This is a genomic window from Pedobacter sp. TM02 (assembly GCF_059705275.1).
Map to the genome: position 1 here is coordinate 66150 of NZ_AP046530.1, position 20082 is coordinate 86231.

16 protein-coding genes are annotated in these 20082 nt (G+C 43.9%); 9 read left to right on the forward strand and 7 right to left on the reverse strand.

The window, feature by feature from the left end; genetic code table 11:
• Positions 1-98 precede the first annotated feature (98 nt).
• Entirely contained in the window at positions 99-2237 is a 2139-nt protein-coding gene (locus tag AC6H1S_RS00325) for a S9 family peptidase (protein ID WP_497564720.1), read from the forward strand.
• Positions 2238-2326: 89 nt separating this feature from the next.
• Here the strand turns inward: AC6H1S_RS00325 and AC6H1S_RS00330 are convergent, their stop codons facing one another.
• From AC6H1S_RS00330 to AC6H1S_RS00345, 4 genes are all read right to left on the reverse strand, one after another.
• A complete protein-coding gene (locus AC6H1S_RS00330) occupies positions 2327-4060 on the reverse strand; it encodes a CocE/NonD family hydrolase (protein WP_199141061.1) in 1734 nt (577 codons plus the stop codon).
• A 27-nt stretch (positions 4061-4087) separates the two neighbouring features.
• Complete coding sequence (locus AC6H1S_RS00335) at positions 4088-4792, reverse strand: LytR/AlgR family response regulator transcription factor (protein ID WP_497564721.1); 705 nt, start codon at positions 4790-4792, stop codon at positions 4088-4090.
• Positions 4780-5850, reverse strand: a complete 1071-nt coding sequence (locus AC6H1S_RS00340) for a sensor histidine kinase (protein WP_497564722.1) — start codon at positions 5848-5850, stop codon at positions 4780-4782. The genes AC6H1S_RS00335 and AC6H1S_RS00340 overlap by 13 nt, the downstream gene beginning before the upstream one ends.
• A 215-nt stretch (positions 5851-6065) precedes the next feature.
• Entirely contained in the window at positions 6066-6302 is a 237-nt protein-coding gene (locus AC6H1S_RS00345) for a hypothetical protein (RefSeq protein WP_497564723.1), read from the reverse strand.
• 107 nt (positions 6303-6409) lie between these two features.
• Between AC6H1S_RS00345 and AC6H1S_RS00350 the strand changes: the two genes are divergently transcribed.
• Positions 6410-7078 (forward strand): NAD-dependent epimerase/dehydratase family protein, encoded by a 669-nt coding sequence (locus tag AC6H1S_RS00350; RefSeq protein WP_497564724.1) that lies wholly within the window; start codon positions 6410-6412, stop codon positions 7076-7078.
• A gap of 61 nt (positions 7079-7139) precedes the next feature.
• Here the strand turns inward: AC6H1S_RS00350 and AC6H1S_RS00355 are convergent, their stop codons facing one another.
• Positions 7140-7316 (reverse strand): hypothetical protein, encoded by a 177-nt coding sequence (locus AC6H1S_RS00355; protein ID WP_497564725.1) that lies wholly within the window; start codon positions 7314-7316, stop codon positions 7140-7142.
• A 365-nt stretch (positions 7317-7681) separates the two neighbouring features.
• Here AC6H1S_RS00355 and AC6H1S_RS00360 point away from each other — a divergent pair, with 365 nt between their 5' ends.
• Both AC6H1S_RS00360 and AC6H1S_RS00365 read left to right on the forward strand, forming a co-directional pair.
• Positions 7682-7939, forward strand: a complete 258-nt coding sequence (locus tag AC6H1S_RS00360; protein ID WP_497566035.1) for a DUF5763 domain-containing protein — start codon at positions 7682-7684, stop codon at positions 7937-7939.
• A gap of 55 nt (positions 7940-7994) precedes the next feature.
• Positions 7995-9434: a DUF8370 family protein gene (locus AC6H1S_RS00365; RefSeq protein WP_497564726.1), complete on the forward strand. Its 1440-nt coding sequence runs from the start codon at positions 7995-7997 to the stop codon at positions 9432-9434.
• Between the two features lie 149 nt (positions 9435-9583).
• On the opposite strand, the gene AC6H1S_RS00370 is transcribed toward AC6H1S_RS00365, so the two are convergent.
• A complete protein-coding gene (locus tag AC6H1S_RS00370; protein ID WP_497564727.1) occupies positions 9584-10204 on the reverse strand; it encodes a porin family protein in 621 nt (206 codons plus the stop codon).
• Between the two features lie 294 nt (positions 10205-10498).
• On the opposite strand from AC6H1S_RS00370, the gene AC6H1S_RS00375 reads away from it, so the two are divergent.
• A complete protein-coding gene (locus AC6H1S_RS00375) occupies positions 10499-12211 on the forward strand; it encodes a glycoside hydrolase family 3 protein (protein WP_497564728.1) in 1713 nt (570 codons plus the stop codon).
• 36 nt (positions 12212-12247) lie between these two features.
• On the forward strand, positions 12248-14308 hold the full coding sequence (locus tag AC6H1S_RS00380; protein ID WP_497564729.1) for a glycoside hydrolase domain-containing protein: 2061 nt from the start codon (positions 12248-12250) through the stop codon (positions 14306-14308).
• 241 nt (positions 14309-14549) lie between these two features.
• On the opposite strand, the gene AC6H1S_RS00385 is transcribed toward AC6H1S_RS00380, so the two are convergent.
• Positions 14550-15065 (reverse strand): thioredoxin family protein, encoded by a 516-nt coding sequence (locus tag AC6H1S_RS00385; RefSeq protein ID WP_199140707.1) that lies wholly within the window; start codon positions 15063-15065, stop codon positions 14550-14552.
• Positions 15066-15182: 117 nt separating this feature from the next.
• Between AC6H1S_RS00385 and AC6H1S_RS00390 the strand changes: the two genes are divergently transcribed.
• The 3 genes from AC6H1S_RS00390 to AC6H1S_RS00400 all read left to right on the forward strand — a co-directional run bounded on the left by AC6H1S_RS00390 (position 15183) and on the right by AC6H1S_RS00400 (position 20003).
• Entirely contained in the window at positions 15183-15836 is a 654-nt protein-coding gene (locus AC6H1S_RS00390) for a TatD family hydrolase (RefSeq protein WP_497564730.1), read from the forward strand.
• A 44-nt stretch (positions 15837-15880) separates the two neighbouring features.
• Positions 15881-16672: a tRNA threonylcarbamoyladenosine dehydratase gene (locus tag AC6H1S_RS00395; protein WP_199140706.1), complete on the forward strand. Its 792-nt coding sequence runs from the start codon at positions 15881-15883 to the stop codon at positions 16670-16672.
• Positions 16673-16787: 115 nt separating this feature from the next.
• A complete protein-coding gene (locus AC6H1S_RS00400) occupies positions 16788-20003 on the forward strand; it encodes a UvrD-helicase domain-containing protein (RefSeq protein ID WP_497564731.1) in 3216 nt (1071 codons plus the stop codon).
• The last annotated feature ends 79 nt before the right edge of the window (positions 20004-20082 follow it).

The following is a 20082-nucleotide window of genomic DNA, read 5'->3' on the forward strand; positions in this document are numbered from 1 at the left end:
GTTATTTGCGTAAGCACTGTTGATGTATTATTCTTGGTACTTTAAACACGAACGCGCTAAACCTTTTAATTTTATACCCCATCAATTAAACAATGGCTATGAATAAATATTTACTTACAGTTGCGGCGCTTGCCTCGGCATTTGTTGCCCATGCCCAGCAGGGCAAACTAACGGCTAAAGACTATGAGCGTGCCGAAAGCTTTATGGCTTATAACACCTCGCCTTTGATCGATAAAGCGGCGATTTTTCCGAATTGGCTCGAAAATGACCAATTTTGGTACACCGTGAAAACGGCGAACGGTTCTCAGGATTTTTTGGTTAACCCGGCAAAAAAAAGCAAGGTACCTACAGATGCTTACAAAAATGCCGAACCTCCACGCGCAGCCAGGTTTAGGGGCAATAGCGAAGTGTTGTCGCCAGATGGCAAAAAAGCCGTTTTTATTAAAGATTGGAACCTTTGGGTACGCGATGTAGCCACCAACAAACAAACCCAGCTCACTACCGATGGGGTTAAAGACTATGGCTATGCTACCGATAATGCGGGCTGGACCATGAGCGATGGCCCGGTGGTACGCTGGTCGCCGGATTCTAAAAAGGTAGCCACTTTCCAGCAAGACCAGCGCAACGTAAACAACATGTACCTGGTAACCACCAATGTGGGTGCGCCGGTGCTCAAACAGTGGAAATATCCTTTGCCGGGCGATAAGGTAATTGCCACCATCAGAAGGGTGATTATTGATGTGGAAAATGCGAAAGTTGTCAGCTTGCAAATTCCGCCAGATCCACATCGTGCTACCTTGAGCGACGATATTGCCAGCAGTGGTACTTTTGATGACATCGACTGGAAAGCAGATGGCTCTGAAATGGCTTTTCTTTCTACTTCCCGTGATCATAAGCAAGAGAAATTCCGCATTGCCGACGCCAATACCGGGGCAGTACGCGAGGTTTTTGAAGAAACCGTAAAAACCCAGTTCGAATCGGGCCGTGGAGCCATTAACTGGCGCTACTTGCCGGCTACCAAAGAAATCTTGTGGTATTCGGAGCGCGATGATTGGGGCCACATGTACCTGTACGATGCCACTACCGGCAAACTGAAAAACCAAATAACCAAAGGGCCTTGGCTAGTAGGCCGTTTGCTAAGGGTTGACGAGAAAAACCGTGTAATCTATTTTACGGGTCATGGCCGCGAAAAAGGCAATCCTTATTTCGCCTATCTCTACAAAGTGGGCTTCGATGGCAAAGGCTTGACCTTACTTACCCCAGAAGAGGGCAACCATTCGGTCACTTTCTCGCCGTCGTATAACTATTTTATAGATACGTACTCTCAGCCTGATGTGCCACCAACCATGAACTATCGTGATGTAAAAGGCAATCTGATTACGTCATTGGAAAAAACAGACGTATCAAGGTTAACAGCTAAAGGCTGGAAGGCTCCTATCCCAGTAAACGTAAAAGCACGTGATGGCAAAACCGATATTTACGGACTGGTATTTACGCCTACCAACATGGATCCGAACAAGAAATACCCGGTTATCGATTATATCTATCCAGGTCCGCAAGGCGGCAGCGTAGGCAGCTGGTCGTTCTCGGCTTCTAGGGGCGATAACCAAGCCCTGGCCGAACTAGGCTTCATTGTGGTGGTGATTGAAGGCACAAGCAATCCCTTCCGTTCAAAAAGCTTCCATGATATGAGCTATGGCAACATGGCCGATAATACTTTGCCTGATCAGATCGAGGCGATTAGACAGTTGTCGACAAAATACCCAATCGATACCAATAAGGTAGGCATTTGGGGGCACTCGGGTGGTGGCTTCGCTACGGCAGCAGCCATGTTCCGCTATCCCGACTTCTTTAAGGTGGGTATTGCCGAATCGGGCAACCACGAAAACCGCAACTACGAAGACGATTGGGGCGAACGCTACAATGGCTTGGTAGAAAACTCGGATTACGAAGCCCAGGCCAACCAAAACTATGCGAAAAACCTAAAAGGAAAACTAATGTTGGCGCATGGCATGATGGACAACAACGTGCCACCTTACAATACGCTTTTGGTAGTAGAAGCCCTGAATAAAGCCAACAAAGACTACGATTTGGTTATTTTCCCTAACAGTGCGCACGGCTTTGGTGCTTATTCGCCTTACATGATGCGTCGCCGCTGGGATTATTTTGTCAAAAACCTGCTTAATTTGGAACCGCCAAAAGAGTATCCGCTAAGAGGAACTACGAATGTGCGCTAACTAAAGGCGAACAAGCTACATTAACACCGTTTTATATTATTCGTCATGGCGAGATTGCTTTGTTGCCCTCGCCATGACGATTTTTTCTTTTACCTTAAAATAGGCAGTTTGATGTAGCTGTCGTTGTACCATTTTACCTGTAAAGGCTCTTTGGCGTCTTTAATGCTTTCGAGGTTTACATCTTGGCCTGTGCCGTAATTGATTTGTTCGCTGGCGCTCTTGTTAATATTTACAAGGGCTACAATGCGGCTTCCTTTGCTCAGTTTTTTGGCGCTGAGGTAAGTATTGCTAAAGGGTAGGGTTTCTTTTTGGCCGGGTACCAGCAGTTTTCTTTGGCTATGGTCGGTTGCATAGCTTGCCCTGCCCATAAAGTAAGAGAGGTAAAAATATTTGCCTTCGGGGGTAAGCTCAAACAACACCACGCTATAGTCCATGTCTTTTTTGTTGATCATCACTTTCATCTGTCCGGTAAAGTTGCTCGTTAGGTTAACCGCTTCGGGCAAAGGATTGCTGTAAAACATTAGGCCATTATGGTATAAAGTATCATAAGTAACGCTACGTAGCCAAAAGTAGCTGTGTTTGTTGCTGCGGTCCTTAAAATCTATTTCCTGTTTTAAAAAGCCCTCTTTTAGTGGCTTTTTGTTACTCAGTTTAAAAGCATCTTGGTCACGCTCGCTGCTCAGGTAAAGCACCAGCGAATCGTTGGACATTTGTTTTAGGGATGGTGCACTGAGCCATTGGTTGGTGCCCATCAACTGATAATTGACTTTGTCTTTTAAAACAGCCGGTTTAGCCCCCCCTTTTAAAATATAGTCGAACCATTGGTAAATGAGATCGTGGATAGGGATTTTAGCCACCTGATCAATTTTGTAGCCGTTGTACACCGAATCAGGATAGCCTTGCGCACCAAAGTGGCCATAAGGGCCAACCAATAAATAATGCTCGGCTTTGGGGTTGTATTTGAGATGCTCGCGGTAGTAATACATTTCGCCAATTTGCCCGCCGTCAAAATAGCCTGTGGTACTTAAAATAGGGATGTCGATTTTGGCAAAATCGTCTTGGTAGGGAATCATGCTTTGCCAATACGAGTCGTAAGAAGGGTGTGCCAGCCAGCGCCTGAAGATTTTGTTTTTTGGCCGGCCAAGCAAGCTGTCCAGCGTAGGATAGGGCGTACCTGCCGCATACCAGCGGTCGTCGAGGTCGTTCCATTGCTTGTTGTTGTAATCGGCATTATCCAAAAGCTTGTTATTGGTGGTGTAGTAAGTCCAGGAGAATACAAAATTCATCACAACGTTGTTGGTCATGGGTACATCTAAACCTGGGCTGGCCGAGGCCGAAGTAACAATGGTTTTTAAAGCGGGATGCAAGTGCTTGGTAGCCGCCCATTGTGTAAAGCCGTTATAGCTGCCCCCGTACATGGCTACCTTTTGGTTGCTCCAAGGCTGCTTGCTGATCCAGTCGATTACAGTGGTAGCGTCTTGCCCATCGTATTCGTAAGGTACGGCTTCATCCGGACTGTTTTTCTTGCCCCGCGAATAGGCCACCACGCCCACGTAGCCTTTGTCGGCCGCTTCTATGGCCTTGTTGATGTCGCTGAGACGGGCATAGATGGTAAAACTTAAAATAGCCGCCTGTTTTTCAGACATATTTTTTTTGCGTACCACCAAGGCCGAGATCTGTGCGCCATCTTGGGTCGGAATCAACAGGCTATCCTGCACCAGATAAGCGCTCAAGTCTTTTGTAGTGCTGGTTTGGGCATGGCTGCCTAAGCTCAGCCCTAGGCAAAGCATGGCCAGGGAGAAGGTTTTTCTCAATAAATTCATCGTATTAAATTAAAAGGGTTAAAAAATCTAGAACATGTTTCTGCTTTTAAATAGGGCGCTTTGCCGGTTAGAAGCGCCATAGCTTTCGTTGTTTTTTAATCGAAAGGATAAACGGCCGTTGGCATCGGGCGTCACTTGTTCAATAAAGCTGGTGTTGATAATGGTATTGCGGTTAATCCTGAAAAACAAATTGGGATCGAGGGTCTTTTCCAACTGGCTGAGCGATCTTTTGAAGAATACTTTTTCGTGTTTAAAATACAGGCGTGCATAGTTGCCTATCGATTCGATCAGGTACAAATCGTTAAGCGCTATAAAATGATATTTCTCGCCCTCCTTTACAAAAAGATATGCTGGTTTAGTGGCACTTGTATTTTGTAATTGCTGCCTTACTTTGAGGATGGCTTTTTCCAATCGCTCCTGGCGGATGGGTTTTACCAAATAGTCGAGTGCGTTCAATTCGAATGCCTTTACGGCATATTGGTCAAAGGCTGTAGTAAAAATTACGGCGGGCACATGGTCCAATGCTTCCAACAATTCAAAGCCTGTTTTGCCGGGCATCTGCACATCCAGGAAAATAAGATCGGGATGGAGGCTGTTCATCAACTCTTCGGCTTGAAAAGCATTAGAGGCTTCGCCCAAAAACTCCAAATCGGCATAGGGCTTTAGGCTCCACTTCATTTCTTCGCGGGCCAAACGCTCGTCGTCTATGATCAAATAGCCTAATTTTCCCATTGCAAAGGTGTTTTTAAAGTGGCCAAAACAGTTTGTACATCCAAAGGCTCGAGGCTAAAGCTGGCTTTGCCGTTAAACTGAAGTTGTAGGCGTTCTTGCAGGTTTTTTAGTCCCAGGCCAGTGTTTGTTTTCATTTGCAGGGTGCCAGGGTTCTGGACCGTAGTTACCAGCAAGCCATTTTGCCTTGAAATACCGACTAAAATAACACCGCCACTGGGTTGTTGTGCAATACCATGTTTAATGGCATTTTCGACCAGGTTTTGTAGGCTGAGTGGAAGCACCTTGGCCTCTAATATTTGCGGATCGACCTCAAAATTAACCTGTAGCCGTTCTTCAAAACGCATTTTCTCCAGCTCCACATAGTCGTTAATCAAATCCAGCTCTTCCCGTAAGGTAATCAAGGCATGGTCTCGGTGATAAAGCGATGTGCGCAAGAGGTCTGAAAGAAGGTCGATAGCCCTGCGGGCACTGTTTGGATTTTCGTTGATCAGCGCTTTGATGTTGTTGAGCGAGTTGAAGAAAAAATGTGGATTAAGCTGTGCCGTTAAATTATCCAGCTGCGCATTTTTGGCGATGAGGCTTAAGCGTGCGCTTTCTTTGCTGGCCCTGATTTCGGCCTGGGCATAATGGTACAGGTAATAGGCCAGGATCCAGATACACATAAGGCGAACGCCTGTCATCCAGGTAACCAGCCAGCTCTGTTCGAAATACAAGGCAAAGCTTCCCAAAAAGCCGGGCTCCCAAAATGTCCTGAACCAATAGTTTTTAGTGATGGTGAGCACCATGAAAACGGTGCCTAATAACAGAATGGCCAAAAGCACAATAGGCAATAGCTTTTTGGGTTTCAATTGCTCCCAGTGTTGCTGTTTAGAAAGGTTGCGGAACAGATGGGTAGGAATGATGTAGATGCACAAATCGCCAAAAAAATGAAATATGCCCAAGATGAAGCTAAAGTTAGACCCTAAATAGCCTACAAGTGCCCAATACAACGCCGCCAGCGACCAGCCGATGAGCTGACATTTCCAGTATAATGATAGACCTTTTTGGGTGCTTGGCATGGGTGCTTGTATTTTTTGACGAAGCAAATGAAACAAAACTATTTCAAAGCCAAAAGGAAAAGTACACGAACGTTAGGGAAGCGGTGATGAGCGTGGGGTTTGTGCCCTGTTTCCTCCCCTTGGTCCTCGTGGAGGGGGATAGCATGCTGCCTAAGAAATTTTGACCATATTGTTTGCCAAACTAAGCGCTATACAAAAGATACTGAGAGGAAGGGCTAAGTCTCGGTGTGATTAATCGTGTCGTCTTTGCGTTCTACATGATCAGCCAAGCTATAACCTTTTCTTTTGCTATCCTTTTCTTTATCCAAAAACAAGAGAACAATCAACGAAATAATGGGAATCAAGAAGGATATAAAAAACCAGAACCAAAAATTCCTGCCGATGCTTTTGGCATAAACCCCCGCTACAATTTGGGGGATCAGCATCACGGTTAAGAGGAGGAGTTCTGGCATGGTTTGATCAGGCTGTTAATTTGGCAAATGTAAAAATAACAGCCCAAACCCTCTCTTGGTTTTGGCAATTTTGGTTGCTTCAACTTATTAAATGCTTAAATTAGGACATGGAAAAAATCAGAACCATTATTACAGGCTCGACAGGTATGGTGGGCGAGGGCGTACTTTACGAATGTTTGCAGCATGAAGCGGTAGAAGCTGTTTTGGTGGTTAACCGCAAGCCCTGCGGCTATAGCCACCCCAAGCTAAAGGAGATCATCCATGCCGATTTTTTTGATTTTTCTCCTATAGAGGCGCAGCTGACGGGCTATAATGCCTGTTTCTTTTGCCTCGGCGTATCGTCGGTAGGCATGGATAAAGAAAAATATTACCAAATGACCTATGTTTTAACCATGCATGTGGCCGAAACCCTGAGCAGGCTTAACGCAAACATGACTTTCTGCTATGTATCGGGCGCAGGCACCAATACCAGCGAGCAAGGCGGTTCCAATTGGTCGAGGGTGAAAGGCAAAACTGAAAACGACTTGATGAAGCTGCCTTTTGCACAGGTCTTTAATTTCAGGCCCGGATTTATCAAACCTATTAAGGGGCTTAAATACACCCATTCGTTCTATAAATACATCAACTGGCTATTTCCCATCGGTAGAGCCCTGTTTCCAAACGGATTTTGTACGTTAAAGGAATTGGCGTTGGCCATGATCCATACTTTGGATCGTCACAACGAAAGAAGGGTAGTTGAAGGCAAGGATATTATTGCCATGGCGAAAGCAACATAGCTTTAGCCGTCAAGGGATCTAGGGTTGCCAACAAAAAAGCACCTTTTCGGTGCTTCTCTGTCTATTTGTTTTCACGCTTCCGCTCGTTGTCTTTATTGGACGTCTGGTCGGAGCGCTGGCCACCGGCATTGCTGATGCCATTCTGTTTTTTATCTACCTTGATGTCCTGATGCGCGCGATTGGCTATTGGCCCGCCTTGTACGTTCGGATTATTTTTGGGTGTGCTGGCATTTTTCATGAGCTTAAATTTTAAGTTAGTTCGAAAAAGAGCGCCGTTCAAATAACCCTGCTTGAAGGATATTTGTTTGCAAAAAGCCACAACCTGTGGCTATTGGCAATTGAAAATGGTCTAATTTTTTACATTTTCAAAGCGAAATATTGTTTTCAGATGCGTTGAAGCGCTTTTGGATTTAGATACGGAAAGCCGTATTGGAAATCATTGCAATTTGAAATAATTTTATTTTAACCAAAGGTTAATCATCCTAGCCTTTGGCTGAATTAAGTTAACGCTCAAACGCTCGGTTATTGAAAACATTCCTATTGCTCTGCATCAGTTGCGCGCTGTTGTATTTTTCCATTAATTCTAGTAAAAAAGAATTGCCTGTGGCCACTTGCTATGGCAAAACGCCTTGTAATGCCTGCTCCAATTGCTCGCGTTGCAAATATTGTAGTAATGGAGGCACCTGTGGTGTTTGCGGAGGGGGGAGTGCATCTCGATTTTTCATAAGTAAGCCTGCACAAAAGACAAGCAATAGCAAAGCAAGTATTTATGTTGGGCAATGTAAAGCGCTTACTAAGAAAGGAACACGTTGTAAACGAAGCGCCAACAGTAACGGTTATTGCTGGCAACATGGGAAATGAAAAATAATAAAGAAAGTAAATTTAGATAAAGATTAATCAAATAATCATCGTGTATATGAAGATATCAGAATGTTTTAACCTGAACAAAACACAAAAAGAACTTGATTTTGTTGATGTAGATGTATCAACAGATACTCCATTATTCTTGGACCCTTATTTTCTTTCGATAAGAGAAGATAAATGGTCAAAAAGTGCTACAGCAACATTACGTGATTTTTTTCAATGTGTTATTACATTAATTAAAAATAATAGAATTGAAGATGCAAAGATGTTATTTGACTACCTCCATGAACCTGAAGAAACATTTCTTGGTCTTTCAGCAGAGGAATCTAATGGAAAGGGAGTTGGGAAAACTGATACAAATAGAATGTTTAGACGATTAATTAATAGTCAGGCAATCCAAAGTGGTTTAGTGCAACATTTAGAGGATACCACAATCTTCGTTGACAGAATAGGAAAAGATAAATTATCTGACATGTCAACAAATATTCTAAGAAAGCACTTGATAGAATATACTAAACGTCAATGTAAACTCTGGGGGATCCCCCTTGTTCAAAATGTGCCAACTGGGGCATTTTGGGACGTTAGAAGAAAAACCTGGGTTAATGAATATGATGAAATGATGATGATTGGGAATCAGAAAATCCTGCTAGTTCCCAAGGCTGTAGTTTCATATAACTCTTTATATACATCCAAGAATTATCACCAACACTTTGTTTTGAATTTTCTTCAACAGGAACATTTGAGGTTAAGAACTGCATTAGTTGAAGTAAGAGAAACAAAAAGAGGAATTACAAGGCGGGTAACAAAAAAGGCACTAATTGAAGAGGTCGCCCCATATGATAAATCGTTTATTAGAAGTTTCACTTTGGAACACCCCAAGATTTTCGAAGAATTTAAGGCAAGAACCAAACAAAGCTCATTAGCCTCAAAAGATTTAGAAGATTTTAATTATAGAGAGTTTGCCAACTATTTAAAGGAGCAGTTATTAAGAATAAATAAAGGCATTAAAGATGCTGATATCTATCACCAATTTATTCTTAGCGCATTACATTTTCTTTTTTATCCTAATTTGATGAATCCAGAAAAAGAGGTTAGCATCCATGAGGGAAGGAAGAGGATTGATATAACTTTTGATAATTGTGCTGAAAAAGGTTTTTTTAAAAACCTTCATGAAATTGATAAAATTCCTTGTAGTTATATAATAATAGAATGTAAAAACTATAGCTCCGATCCTGTGAATCCGGAATTAGATCAATTATCAGGAAGGTTTGGGGTTAATAAAGGAAAATTTGGGATATTGATGTGTAGAGCATTAGAAAATGAAGAATTATTTATTAAAAGATGTATCGATACTTATAAAGATAATCGAGGACTAATAATACCTCTTACTGATAGTGATCTAATTACGATTTTAGATTCTTATACATTGAATGGAGAAAATACTTTAGAAAACATATTAACAGAGAAAAAAAGAAGGATAGTATTATCCTAATCTTGTTAAGATGCCAATTTAATGTAGCCTAGACAACTTAAAAAATAACTTAAGCTACTCTAGTACTGATTCGTCTAATTTTTTTGATTTTAAACAAAAAGCCGTTCCTTTTGGGAACGGCCTTCTGTTTTTATAGGTTAATTAATCAATTAGAATTTAATGCCTAAACCCACTTGAAACACCTGGTTTTTAAACTCTGGGTTTTGGCTGGTTCCATTTTCGTTGTTTTTCTGAAAATCGAGGGCATAACGGCCGTTAATGCCAACCTGGTTGTTAAAGTCGTAACGGAAGCCGATTACACCACCTACTAGGCTCTTTTTAAAACGATCCGAATTGTCTTCGATAATTTGTTGCTCAACCGTTCCGAAACCATTTTCGAATTTATTGTTGGTAGACAGCAAGAATGAAACCTGCGGACCTACCACCAAATTGAATTTAGGGGCTAGCGTAACGCTGGCCAAAATAGGAAGTTCGATAAAATGGGTGCGTTGGGTAAATTCGCCAAAAGAAGAGGTTTGCTTATAACCCTTGGTCGAGTAAAGCAACTCGGGCGTAAAAGCCAAGTTCTGCAACAATTTAATGTCTAGGGTTACACCGGCATGGTAGCCTACAATGTAACTGGTTTTAAAATCGTTGTTTCCATCGTCTTTAATGATGTTTGAAATATTCACCCCCGCTTTAGCCCCCAGTCTAATTGGTTGGTCGGTAGATTGAGCGTTGGCAACTCCTGTTATGAACAGTGCAATTGCAAGTAAAGCTAACTTTTTCATATCTAAATCATTTATTTGTGGATGGCATATTGGAATAAATGTGCCAAAGCCAGGATTTGAAATGTTAAATAATGGCCGAGCATTGATCCAGACTAGCTGGAAGCCCATTATTGAATGTTTAAACAACTATTTGGAATGTTTTGGCCAAGCTGCGATAAGGTGTTAAAGTGTATCAAATTTAATACAATTGGTCCGGTAAGGCGTCAAGTTGGGCTAATTTTTTGGTGGGGCTCGATTAAATTCAGCATCTTTAATGCGCAAATTATTCACGATAAGGAAAAGCAGCATACACAAATGAAAAGATCTCTTTTATATACCCTTGGCCTTGTGGCAAGCTTAGGCACCCTAAGCACGCAGGCGCAACAAATACAGCCATCTTACCTCGAATTGTTGAAACAACAGCCTAAATGGGTCGATTCGGTATTCAACAGGATGAGCAAAAGGCAGAAAATTGCCCAGTTGTTCTTTGTACGGGCACATACCAACAGGGGTCAGGCCTTCGAAGATTCGGTAGGCAAGGTAATCAAAAGAGAAAAAATTGGTGGCTTGGTGTTTTTTCAGGGCGGGCCTGGCCGACAAGCCATCTTGACCAACAAATATCAAAAACTGGCCAAAGTGCCTTTGCTGATTACTTCTGATGGCGAATGGGGTTTGGGCATGCGTTTAGACAGCACCATTTCCTATCCTTACCAAATGGCCTTGGGCGCTGTTCAAAACAAAGAACTGATCTATAAAATGGGCCTAGAGGTAGCCAAAGATTACAAACGTTTGGGCATGCACATGAATTTGGCTCCTGATGTGGATGTAAACAACAATGCCAAAAATCCGGTCATCAACTACCGTTCGTTTGGCGAGAATAAATATAACGTAGCCGAAAAAGGTGCCGCTTATATGAAAGGCATGCAAGACGGTGGTTTGATGGTCAGCCTGAAGCACTTTCCTGGCCACGGCGATACTGATGTAGATTCGCACTACGATTTGCCCCAGCTCAATTTCACCAAAGAGCGTTTGGATAGTTTGGAAATTTATCCTTTCAGGGAGCTGATTAAGCAAGGCGCTGCGGGCGTAATGATTGCACACATGAACATTCCGGCGCTCGATGCAACGCCAAACATGCCTTCCACCTTGTCTAAACCCATCGTAACGGGTGTATTGAAAGAGCAATTGGGCTTTAAGGGCATTGTTATTTCTGATGCCATGGAAATGAAAGGCGTGGTCAAATATTACAAAGATAGCGAGGCTGATGTAATGGGAATTATTGCCGGCAACGACATTTTGGAGTTGACCGAAGATACCAAAAGAGCCGTGAAGAAAATCCGCCAGGCCATTAGAGACCAACGCTTAACCATGGAACGGATCGAGGAAAGCGTAAAAAAGATTTTGGTGGCCAAGTATTGGGCAGGCCTCAATGTTAAAAAGCACGTTAACGAAGACAACGTTGTGGCCGAGGTAAACAGGCCTGAAAGCATGGCTTTGTTGCAGCAATTGGCTGATGCCAGCATGACCTTACTCAAAGGGCGCGATGCGTTACAGCAGCTTACGCCTGATAAACGCACTGTAATTTTGAACGTAGGTACGCCTGACGTAACGGTTTTTCAGCAGGAATTGGTCACCACCTATAAAAATTCCATCGTTTATAACCTCGACAAAAATGCCAACGCCAACGCCATTGCCAAAGTTTTGGCCGAAATCAAGCCAGAAGATCAGGTAATTATCGGCATCATCGATAGCCGTTTGCGTCCAAGCAACAATTTGCCTCTAAGTGCCGACCTGAAAATGTTCCTGGCCGACATGGCTAAAAAAGATGCCGTATTTGCATTTTTTGCCAATCCTTATAATTTGGCTGGTCTCCCGGGATTGGAAAATGCAAAATCCCTATTGGTAGCCTATCAAAAAGAAGATTATATGCAAAAAGCTGCGGCTTCGGTGTTTAAAAAACAATTGGTGCCAACGGGTAAGCTGCCGGTTTCGGTCAATGCCTTCTTCAAATATGGAGATGGGCTATAGCTTTTTTTGCCAGATTTTGAATTAATCCCTATCAAAATGAAAGAACTGAAGCTTGTTGCTTTATTTTTAATCGTCTTCTCCTTTGGTTTAAATGCGCAGCAGGTATTCGAACCCGCTAAACTGGTCAATGTTTTTTTAGGCTCTTCTGGTGATCACGGACAGCTAAGTCCGGCGGCATCTTCGCCTTTTGGCATGATGAGCATTGGTCCGCAAACCTACCCTAACCTGCATGCGGGCTATGAGTATGAGGCTAAGAAGTTTTTGGGCTTTACGCACAACCGTTTTGAGGGTGTAGGCTGTACCGGCAGCGGCGGATTATTGCTGATCAAGCCTTTTTTGAGCGATGAAAAAGAAGAGCTGCTCAAGGTTAAGGAAGATGCCAGCCCAGGTTATTATCACGTCGCTTTCGGCAATAAAATCGATGTGAGGTTAACTGCTCGGGATAAATCGGGTATGCACCAGTACACCTTTCCCAAGGGCAGAAAAAAAGGGTTTTTTATCGATTTTGGCCATGCTTTGTCTAACGGTTTTGCAGCCGAAGCACACGAAATCAACAGTTTGGGCATTAGCGGCTGGATAGAAGCCAAAACCACTTGCGGTGCCGGAAAATATAAGGTTTACTATCAGTTGCTCATTAACAAGGGCTTCGAGGTCAGAGAACTTAATGCGCATCAGCTCAATCTTTTTTTGAAAGGCGACGAAACCGCCGTTGAACTGAGGGTCGGTTTTTCTGCTGTGGATGAAGAACATGCGAAAAACAATTCCTTCAGGCTTTCTTTTGAAGCTTTGAAAAACCAGTCGCAAAAAGAGTGGAACGAAAAATTGGGCAGCATCAGGGCAGAAGGCGATTTGGCGAGTCAAAAGCTGTTTTATTCGCTACTGTATCGAACCCTGCAATCGCCTTACCTCATTTCGGAGCAAGACGGCAAATACAAGCTGAGCAATGGTGTTTCGCAGAGCAAAAATTTGCATTACAATGGCTGGGCCATATGGGACAACTACCGTACGCAGCTGCCGTTGCTGTCTATCATCCAGCCCAAGGTTTATCAGGATATTGCCACTTCCATAGCCAGCATGTACAGCAGCGGCAAAAAAGACTATGCTACCCAAAGCGAGGCCTCCAACACGGTGAGAACCGAGCATGCCATTGTAGTGTTGTTAGATGCCTATAAAAAAGGCTACCACGTAGATTTTGCCAAGATTGCTGATTCGCTGGTGGCCGAAGTCAACAGGCTCGATTTTAGCAAGCCAGATAAAGCTTTGGAGTCTAGTTATGACGTTTGGGCGCTGGCGCAGATTTTTGAGGTGCTCAAACAGCCGGCGCGTTACCAGCAGTACCTGGAAAAAGCGCGAGCCTATCAAACCTATTGGAACAAGGATTTTAAAGATATCGACAAGAACGATGTAGACCGGATGCAGGCACGTGGCTTATACCAGGGTACCATTTGGCAGTATCGGTGGTTTGTGCCCTTTGATGTAAAAGGCTTAAAAGAGTTGTGTGGAGGCGAAGAGGCTTATTTGGCGCAGCTGAAGCGCTTTTACGAAAACGATTATTATAACCATGCCAATGAGCCCGATCTGCAGGTGCCATTGATGTTCAATGCCAGTACATCGCCATGGCTTTCGCAACAATGGATGCACCAGTTGGCCGCCGATACCGTGGTGCAATATTATTTCAACGACAACAGCAGGGGAATTGATCCTTTTATTGACAGGATCTATAAAAACGAGCCCAAGGCCTATATCCGCACCATGGATGATGATGCCGGGGCCATGTCGGCCTGGTATGTATTCACGGCCAGTGGTTTTTCACCCGCTTGTGTTGGCCATCCGGTGTATTACCTCAACGTACCTTTGTTTCCAACTTTAACCTATCAGCTTGCCGAGGGCCGGCAGTTTAAAATCAGGACAGAGAATTTTGCGAAAGGTAACAAGTACATCAGTAGCGTTAAACTAAACGGTAAGGCTTTAAACCGGAACTGGATTACCCAAGACGAAATCAATAAAGGAGGTGAGCTGGTCATCACCGCTTCGAAAACACCGAACTGGCAGTTTGGATTGAAAAACCAATTTATAACGAGCATAGAAGACAAGTAGCTTTTCAGCGGCAATAGGTTTTAGCCATTTAAGCGTGTCAAGGTGAAGAACTAAGATTTAATAAGTCGCCTTAGTTGCTGAATAAGCCATTATGCTCGAGGGCTTGAACCATTAAGGCATTAAGGATGTTGAGGCGAAGAGCTAAGGCTTTCTAAGGCACCTTAGATGGTAAAAAGCAAGCATTAATAAAAAAATCCTGAGCCTACCTAAAGACCCAGGATTTCAAATTATAAATTCAATACTAGTACTTGTTGTTTTCAGGTTTTAAAGCGGCCACGTTCCAGTTTTTCAAAAATTCCATGATTTTCTTTACGCTATGTCCATTTCCTTCTTCCAGATAAGCCGAGTTTTGGGTGTGGATCAGTTTGCCATCGCCATCCAAAATCAAAAATACCGGAAAGCCGAAACGGCCAGGGTACTGTAGTTTTTTAAACACCGCCTCGTTTTTGTTTTCTGGGCTCCAGTTCAATAATACCGTTACATAGTTTTTATCCAGGTAGTCCTTCAACTCTGGTGTTGCATTGACCAAATCGTGAAAACGGATGCACCAAATGCACCAGTTGCCACCCGCTTGTATAAAAACGTGCTTGCCTTCTTTTTTGGCTTTGGCCACAGCGGCATCAATATCGGCTTGGGCATTAGCCTTAGGGTCGTAAATATGAACGGCTTCTTTTTTGGCTGGAGCTTGTGCCGGAGCCTGGGCAAAACTGGCTGTCGCGATAAACACCGAAGCCACTAGAATGATGATTTTCTTCATGATTTTGAAATATTTGAGCAAAAATAAAAAAGACTACTAAAATTATAGATTATTCACGATTTCTTTACAGAACAAGTACATTTACTTATTCTTTGTTTTCTAAAGTTAAGTGGTTTGATGCAATTATTAGATATCCATACCCATAAAGCAGCAACAAATTTAGAGGTCGTTAGCATCCAGAGCTTCTCGCTTACAGCACCATTGCCCGTAATATCAGCTCATCAGCCCATTTCGGTAGGGTTGCATCCTTGGTACGCTACCTTGCAAAATTTAGAAGAACAACTAGCCGTATTGACGCAAATCGCACAGCGGCCCCAAGTAAAAATGATAGGCGAGTGTGGCCTCGATCGATTAAAAGGCGAACCCTTGGCCAATCAGCTGGTGATTTTGGAAAAGCAACTTGCATTGGCCGAAAAACTGAACAAACCACTTATTTTACATTGCGTACGTTGCTTTGATGAGCTCATGGCCATTAAAAAAAAGCTAAACGTACAAGTGCCGATGGTGATTCATGGTTTTAACAAAAATGCCGAATTGGGACAGCAATTATTGGATAAAGGATTCTGGCTGTCTTTTGGAGCCGCGATCCTCAAACCAGCGGCTAGTGCAAGCCAGCTGCTAAGTGTTACCGATCGTTTCTTCCTCGAAACCGATGAAGGGGGGGCAGACATTACAACCCTTTATGAGGCTGCGTCTAATTTAAAAAAATCTTCGCTCGATGAGCTCAAAGCACTTATTTTTGCCAACTGGAAAAAAATAGGTTTAATATAGCGCTGCCATCGCTTGATGCACAGTGTTTTAATGCACGAAATTTTATGTCGGATGTGAGTTGGTTGTCGCGCTCAGCCCTATTGGTAGGCAACGAAGGAATTGAAAAATTACAGGGCAAACACGTTTTGGTTGTGGGCCTTGGAGGCGTGGGCTCTTTTGCGGCCGAATTTATTTGCAGGTCGGGCGTAGGCGAAATGACCGTTGTAGATGGCGATGTGGTAGATCCGAGCAATCGCAACCGACAATTGCCGGCATTGGCCACCAATCATGGCGTTAGTAAAGCCGATATCATGCAGGAACGCTTACTGGCCATTAACCCATCGCTGAAACTGCACGTGGTTAAAGAATTTTTAACGCCACAAAAATGCCGTGAACTGATGGAAGGCAAATTCGACTATGTAATGGACTGCATTGATAGCATTACGCCAAAGGTGACCCTGCTCTCTAAAGCCCTCGAAAAAGATATGCCCATTGTGAGTTCGATGGGAGCGGGTGGCAAGCTTGATCCTACCAAGTTGCGCGTAACCTTGCTGCCAGATACCTACCAGTGCGTATTTGCCCAATATGTGCGTAAACGTTTGAAAAAGCTCGCCAATTACGAAAAAGTGAAGGCGGTATTTTCTACCGAAGAGGTGATGAAGGAATCGTTGATCATGACCGATGGCAGTAATTTTAAACGCTCGGCCTATGGTACCATTTCCTATCTTCCGGCAGCTTTTGGTGGCGTGTGCGCATCGGTGGTTATCCGCGATTTGTTGGGCTATCCAATAGAGATGGCCAAGCGTCCGGAACGCATCAGCCTCAAGGCAATTGCCAAGAAAAAGAAGCAGCAATAACGCTATCGCATCGCATTTATCGGTGAAAAACGCCGACACCAACATTTATAACTTATTCAGTTGAATTTTTCAAGATGGCATGCGTATAAATTCAAAATTGCGTAAGTTTAACCCTATGCCTAAACCCCTAAAAATACTTCAAGCTGCTGCCGGTTCGGGCAAAACATTCAGCCTCACGGCGCATTACCTTACCCTGCTTTTTAGCGGCGAGAACAAATACCGCGAAATTCTGGCCGTAACCTTTACCAACAAGGCTACCGAAGAAATGAAAACACGGATCTTAGAGGTGCTGCATGGCTTTGCAGTAGGCAGTGCCGATGTAGAAGGCTATCGGCAGCTTATTTTAAAGGCGCATCCAGGCCTCAATGCCGAAACCTTGAAGCAAAAGGCCGATCAGGTGTACCGCAAAATCCTGCACGATTACAGCCGCTTTTCGGTAAGTACCATCGATGGCTTTGTGCAGAAGGTAATCCGTGGCTTTGCCTTCGAGCTGGGCCTCAATGCCGATTACAACCTGGAAATGAACTATGATAAGGTGAAAGACGATTTGGTAGCCAAATTAGACGAAGCCTTAGACCATAACAAACAATTGTTGCAATGGATCATCGACCTGGCCATTGAACGCATCAACGACAACAAAAGCTGGAATTACAAGGCCGAGCTTTACAACCTGATCGGCGAAATTTTTAAAGAAAGTTTCCAGGTGTTTGAACAGGCCGTAGAAACCCTCGGTCTCGAAAATATCGACGAACTTTTTAAACAGTACATCCAGGTTACCCGTGCCGAAATCAAAAACTTCGAAGAACAGCTCATGGCTTTGGCCACTCAGATTTATCAGGTATTTGAACAGCACCAGGTGAGCAACGAGCAGCTGAAAGGTAAATCGAGAAACGGATTGGCCAAAGCCATTTTGGTAGCCAGGGGAGATTTCTCTAAAATCGATGCCTTGTTCAAGTACATCGACAATCCCGACGAGTGGTTCCAGAAAAACACCGAAATGCCCGAGGTATACACCTTGGTGAACCCGCTCTTGCAGCAATTGCAAACACAGTATTTAACCCACCTACCCAATTATAGCCTGGCTATCGCCTTTAACAAAAACCTCTATTACCTGAGGCTGATGCAGGAAATCGCCGGACTTTTAAAGACCTATCGCAACGAAAACGATAACCTGCTGATTAGCGATGCGCAAAAACTGATCAGTGGCATTACTGATGATGCAGGCGACAACCCTTCGTTTATTTGGGAAAAAGTGGGTACGCGCTACCGCAATTTCCTGTTCGACGAGTTTCAGGATACTTCAACCAGCCAATGGAACAGCTTTAAATCGCTCCTCACCAATGCCATGGCCACTCCAAGCCAAGAGCTGATAGACCATTTGATTGTTGGCGATACCAAACAGTCTATTTACCGCTGGCGCAACGGTGATTGGAATATCCTACACAAGCAGGCCAAAATAGACGTGGGTGTAGCGAACGTACTGGAAGAAAGTTTGGAAGAAAATTACCGAAGCGCGGCCAATATCATCACGTTTAACAACTTTCTCTACAAATCCATTCCGCTTACGCTGCAAAACCTGCTCAACGAGAATGTAGCTGCCAAGCCCGAACCGATCAACCAGTGGTGGCAAGCAAATCAGTACCACGAAATTATTACGGGAATTTATGCTGGCGCTACCCAAAACTTTGCCTCAAAAACCCTGGCCGGCGGAACCATTAAGATCCGAAGGTTTGGAAAGGACGACTCTTCGCCTGAGCAGCGTTTTTCTGAAACCGTATTTAGGGATGTGGCTTTAGACGATGTGATCGAGGAAATCCTGACTCTTAAAAACGAGAAATATTATGCCTCAAAAGACATCGCCATTTTGGTGCGCTCCAACAGCGAAGCTCTCTTGGTAGTGCGTAAATTAATGGCTCGGCAACTGGCCGTAATTTCGGGCGACGCCTTGTTGATTTCGAACAACTCCTGCGTGCAGCTCATCGTTAATACCCTAAAAGTGCTGACCGGTATCGATGCCCAAACTGCTTTGTACAAAGCCAATTGCATAGCCTTGCACCATAGCCTGCATCAAAAACCGGTTGATGCCAATGCCTACCTCAACCTCACCGGTACTTCGTTGAGTGCCTTGGGGCATATTTTGCCGGCATCGCTTTGCGAAAATTGGTCTAATTGGCTACAGTTGCCTTTAGCAGAGCTGATCGAGAATCTGATCGATGGCTACGAACTCAAAAACCTGTCAGACCACATTCCCTATCTGTTGGCCTTTAGGGATTTGGCGGGTAATGCCACCAAGCTTGGCGAAAAGGGAGCCGTTGCTTTTCTTACCTGGTGGGATGAAGAAGGTGTGGCCAAATCATTGCCATCGCCCGAAGGCGTGGATGCCATTCAGGTCATTACCATCCACAAATCGAAAGGCCTGGCATTTAGGGCAGTCTTTATCCCTTTTTGCAATTGGGACATCAAGGCGCAGGCCAATTCCATTTTTTGGGTTTCGGCCGAAGAAACCCTGTATAAGGAACTGAAGGGCATCCCGCTTAAATTTAACGACACCCTGGCCGATTCGGCCATAGCCAAGGCCTATTATGAAGAGCTGTTGTTTAGTCAGATGGATGCGCTCAATATGCTTTACGTAGCTACAACCCGTACCAAAGACTATCTCTATATCGCTACGATGGCCAAAAAAGACAGTTCAAAAATTTCGACCATGGGCGATGTGCTGAATTATACCTTCGAACAGGAATTTGACGACAACAACCGCTACGAAATTATAGAGGATGTAGCTGTTAAAGAACCTGTCGAGCAAACGGATTTCGTTAGCTTAGACACTTATCCTACCACCAACCGGTTGTCTGAATTGTATGTGTTGCCACAAGAAAAGCACCTTAAGCACTTGCTCAATATCCACGAATCGGGAAAAAGAGGTTCTTTGATGCACGATGTGCTGGCCAATGCCGGAACGGCCGCCACCGTAGAACGCTATTTAAGCAAACTGTTGCTGGAGGGCGAAATACAGGAAAGCGAATTGCCAGGCTTACAGGCCGAAGTCATGGAAGTGCTCAACCATCCAGAATTGCAACAGATTTTGAGTACGGCCACCGAAAGCATTACCGAGCAGAATATTATCGATGCGAATGGCAAAATGCACCGGCCCGACCGGATTTTGTTCAGGCCAAATGAAGTCATTATCCTCGATTACAAATTTACGCTCGAAGAAAGCGACAGGCATATCGAGCAAGTCGCGAATTATAAAAGCCTGCTGATGGCCATGGGTTATGAACAAGTTAAAACCTATTTGTTTTATGCCGTAAGCAAAAAATTGAAATTAGTTTAAGGGAATATGGTTGGAAGACAGGCTTAATCAGCTTGGCATGACGTGATTCATGTACCTCTCATATTTCGATACGCCTAAA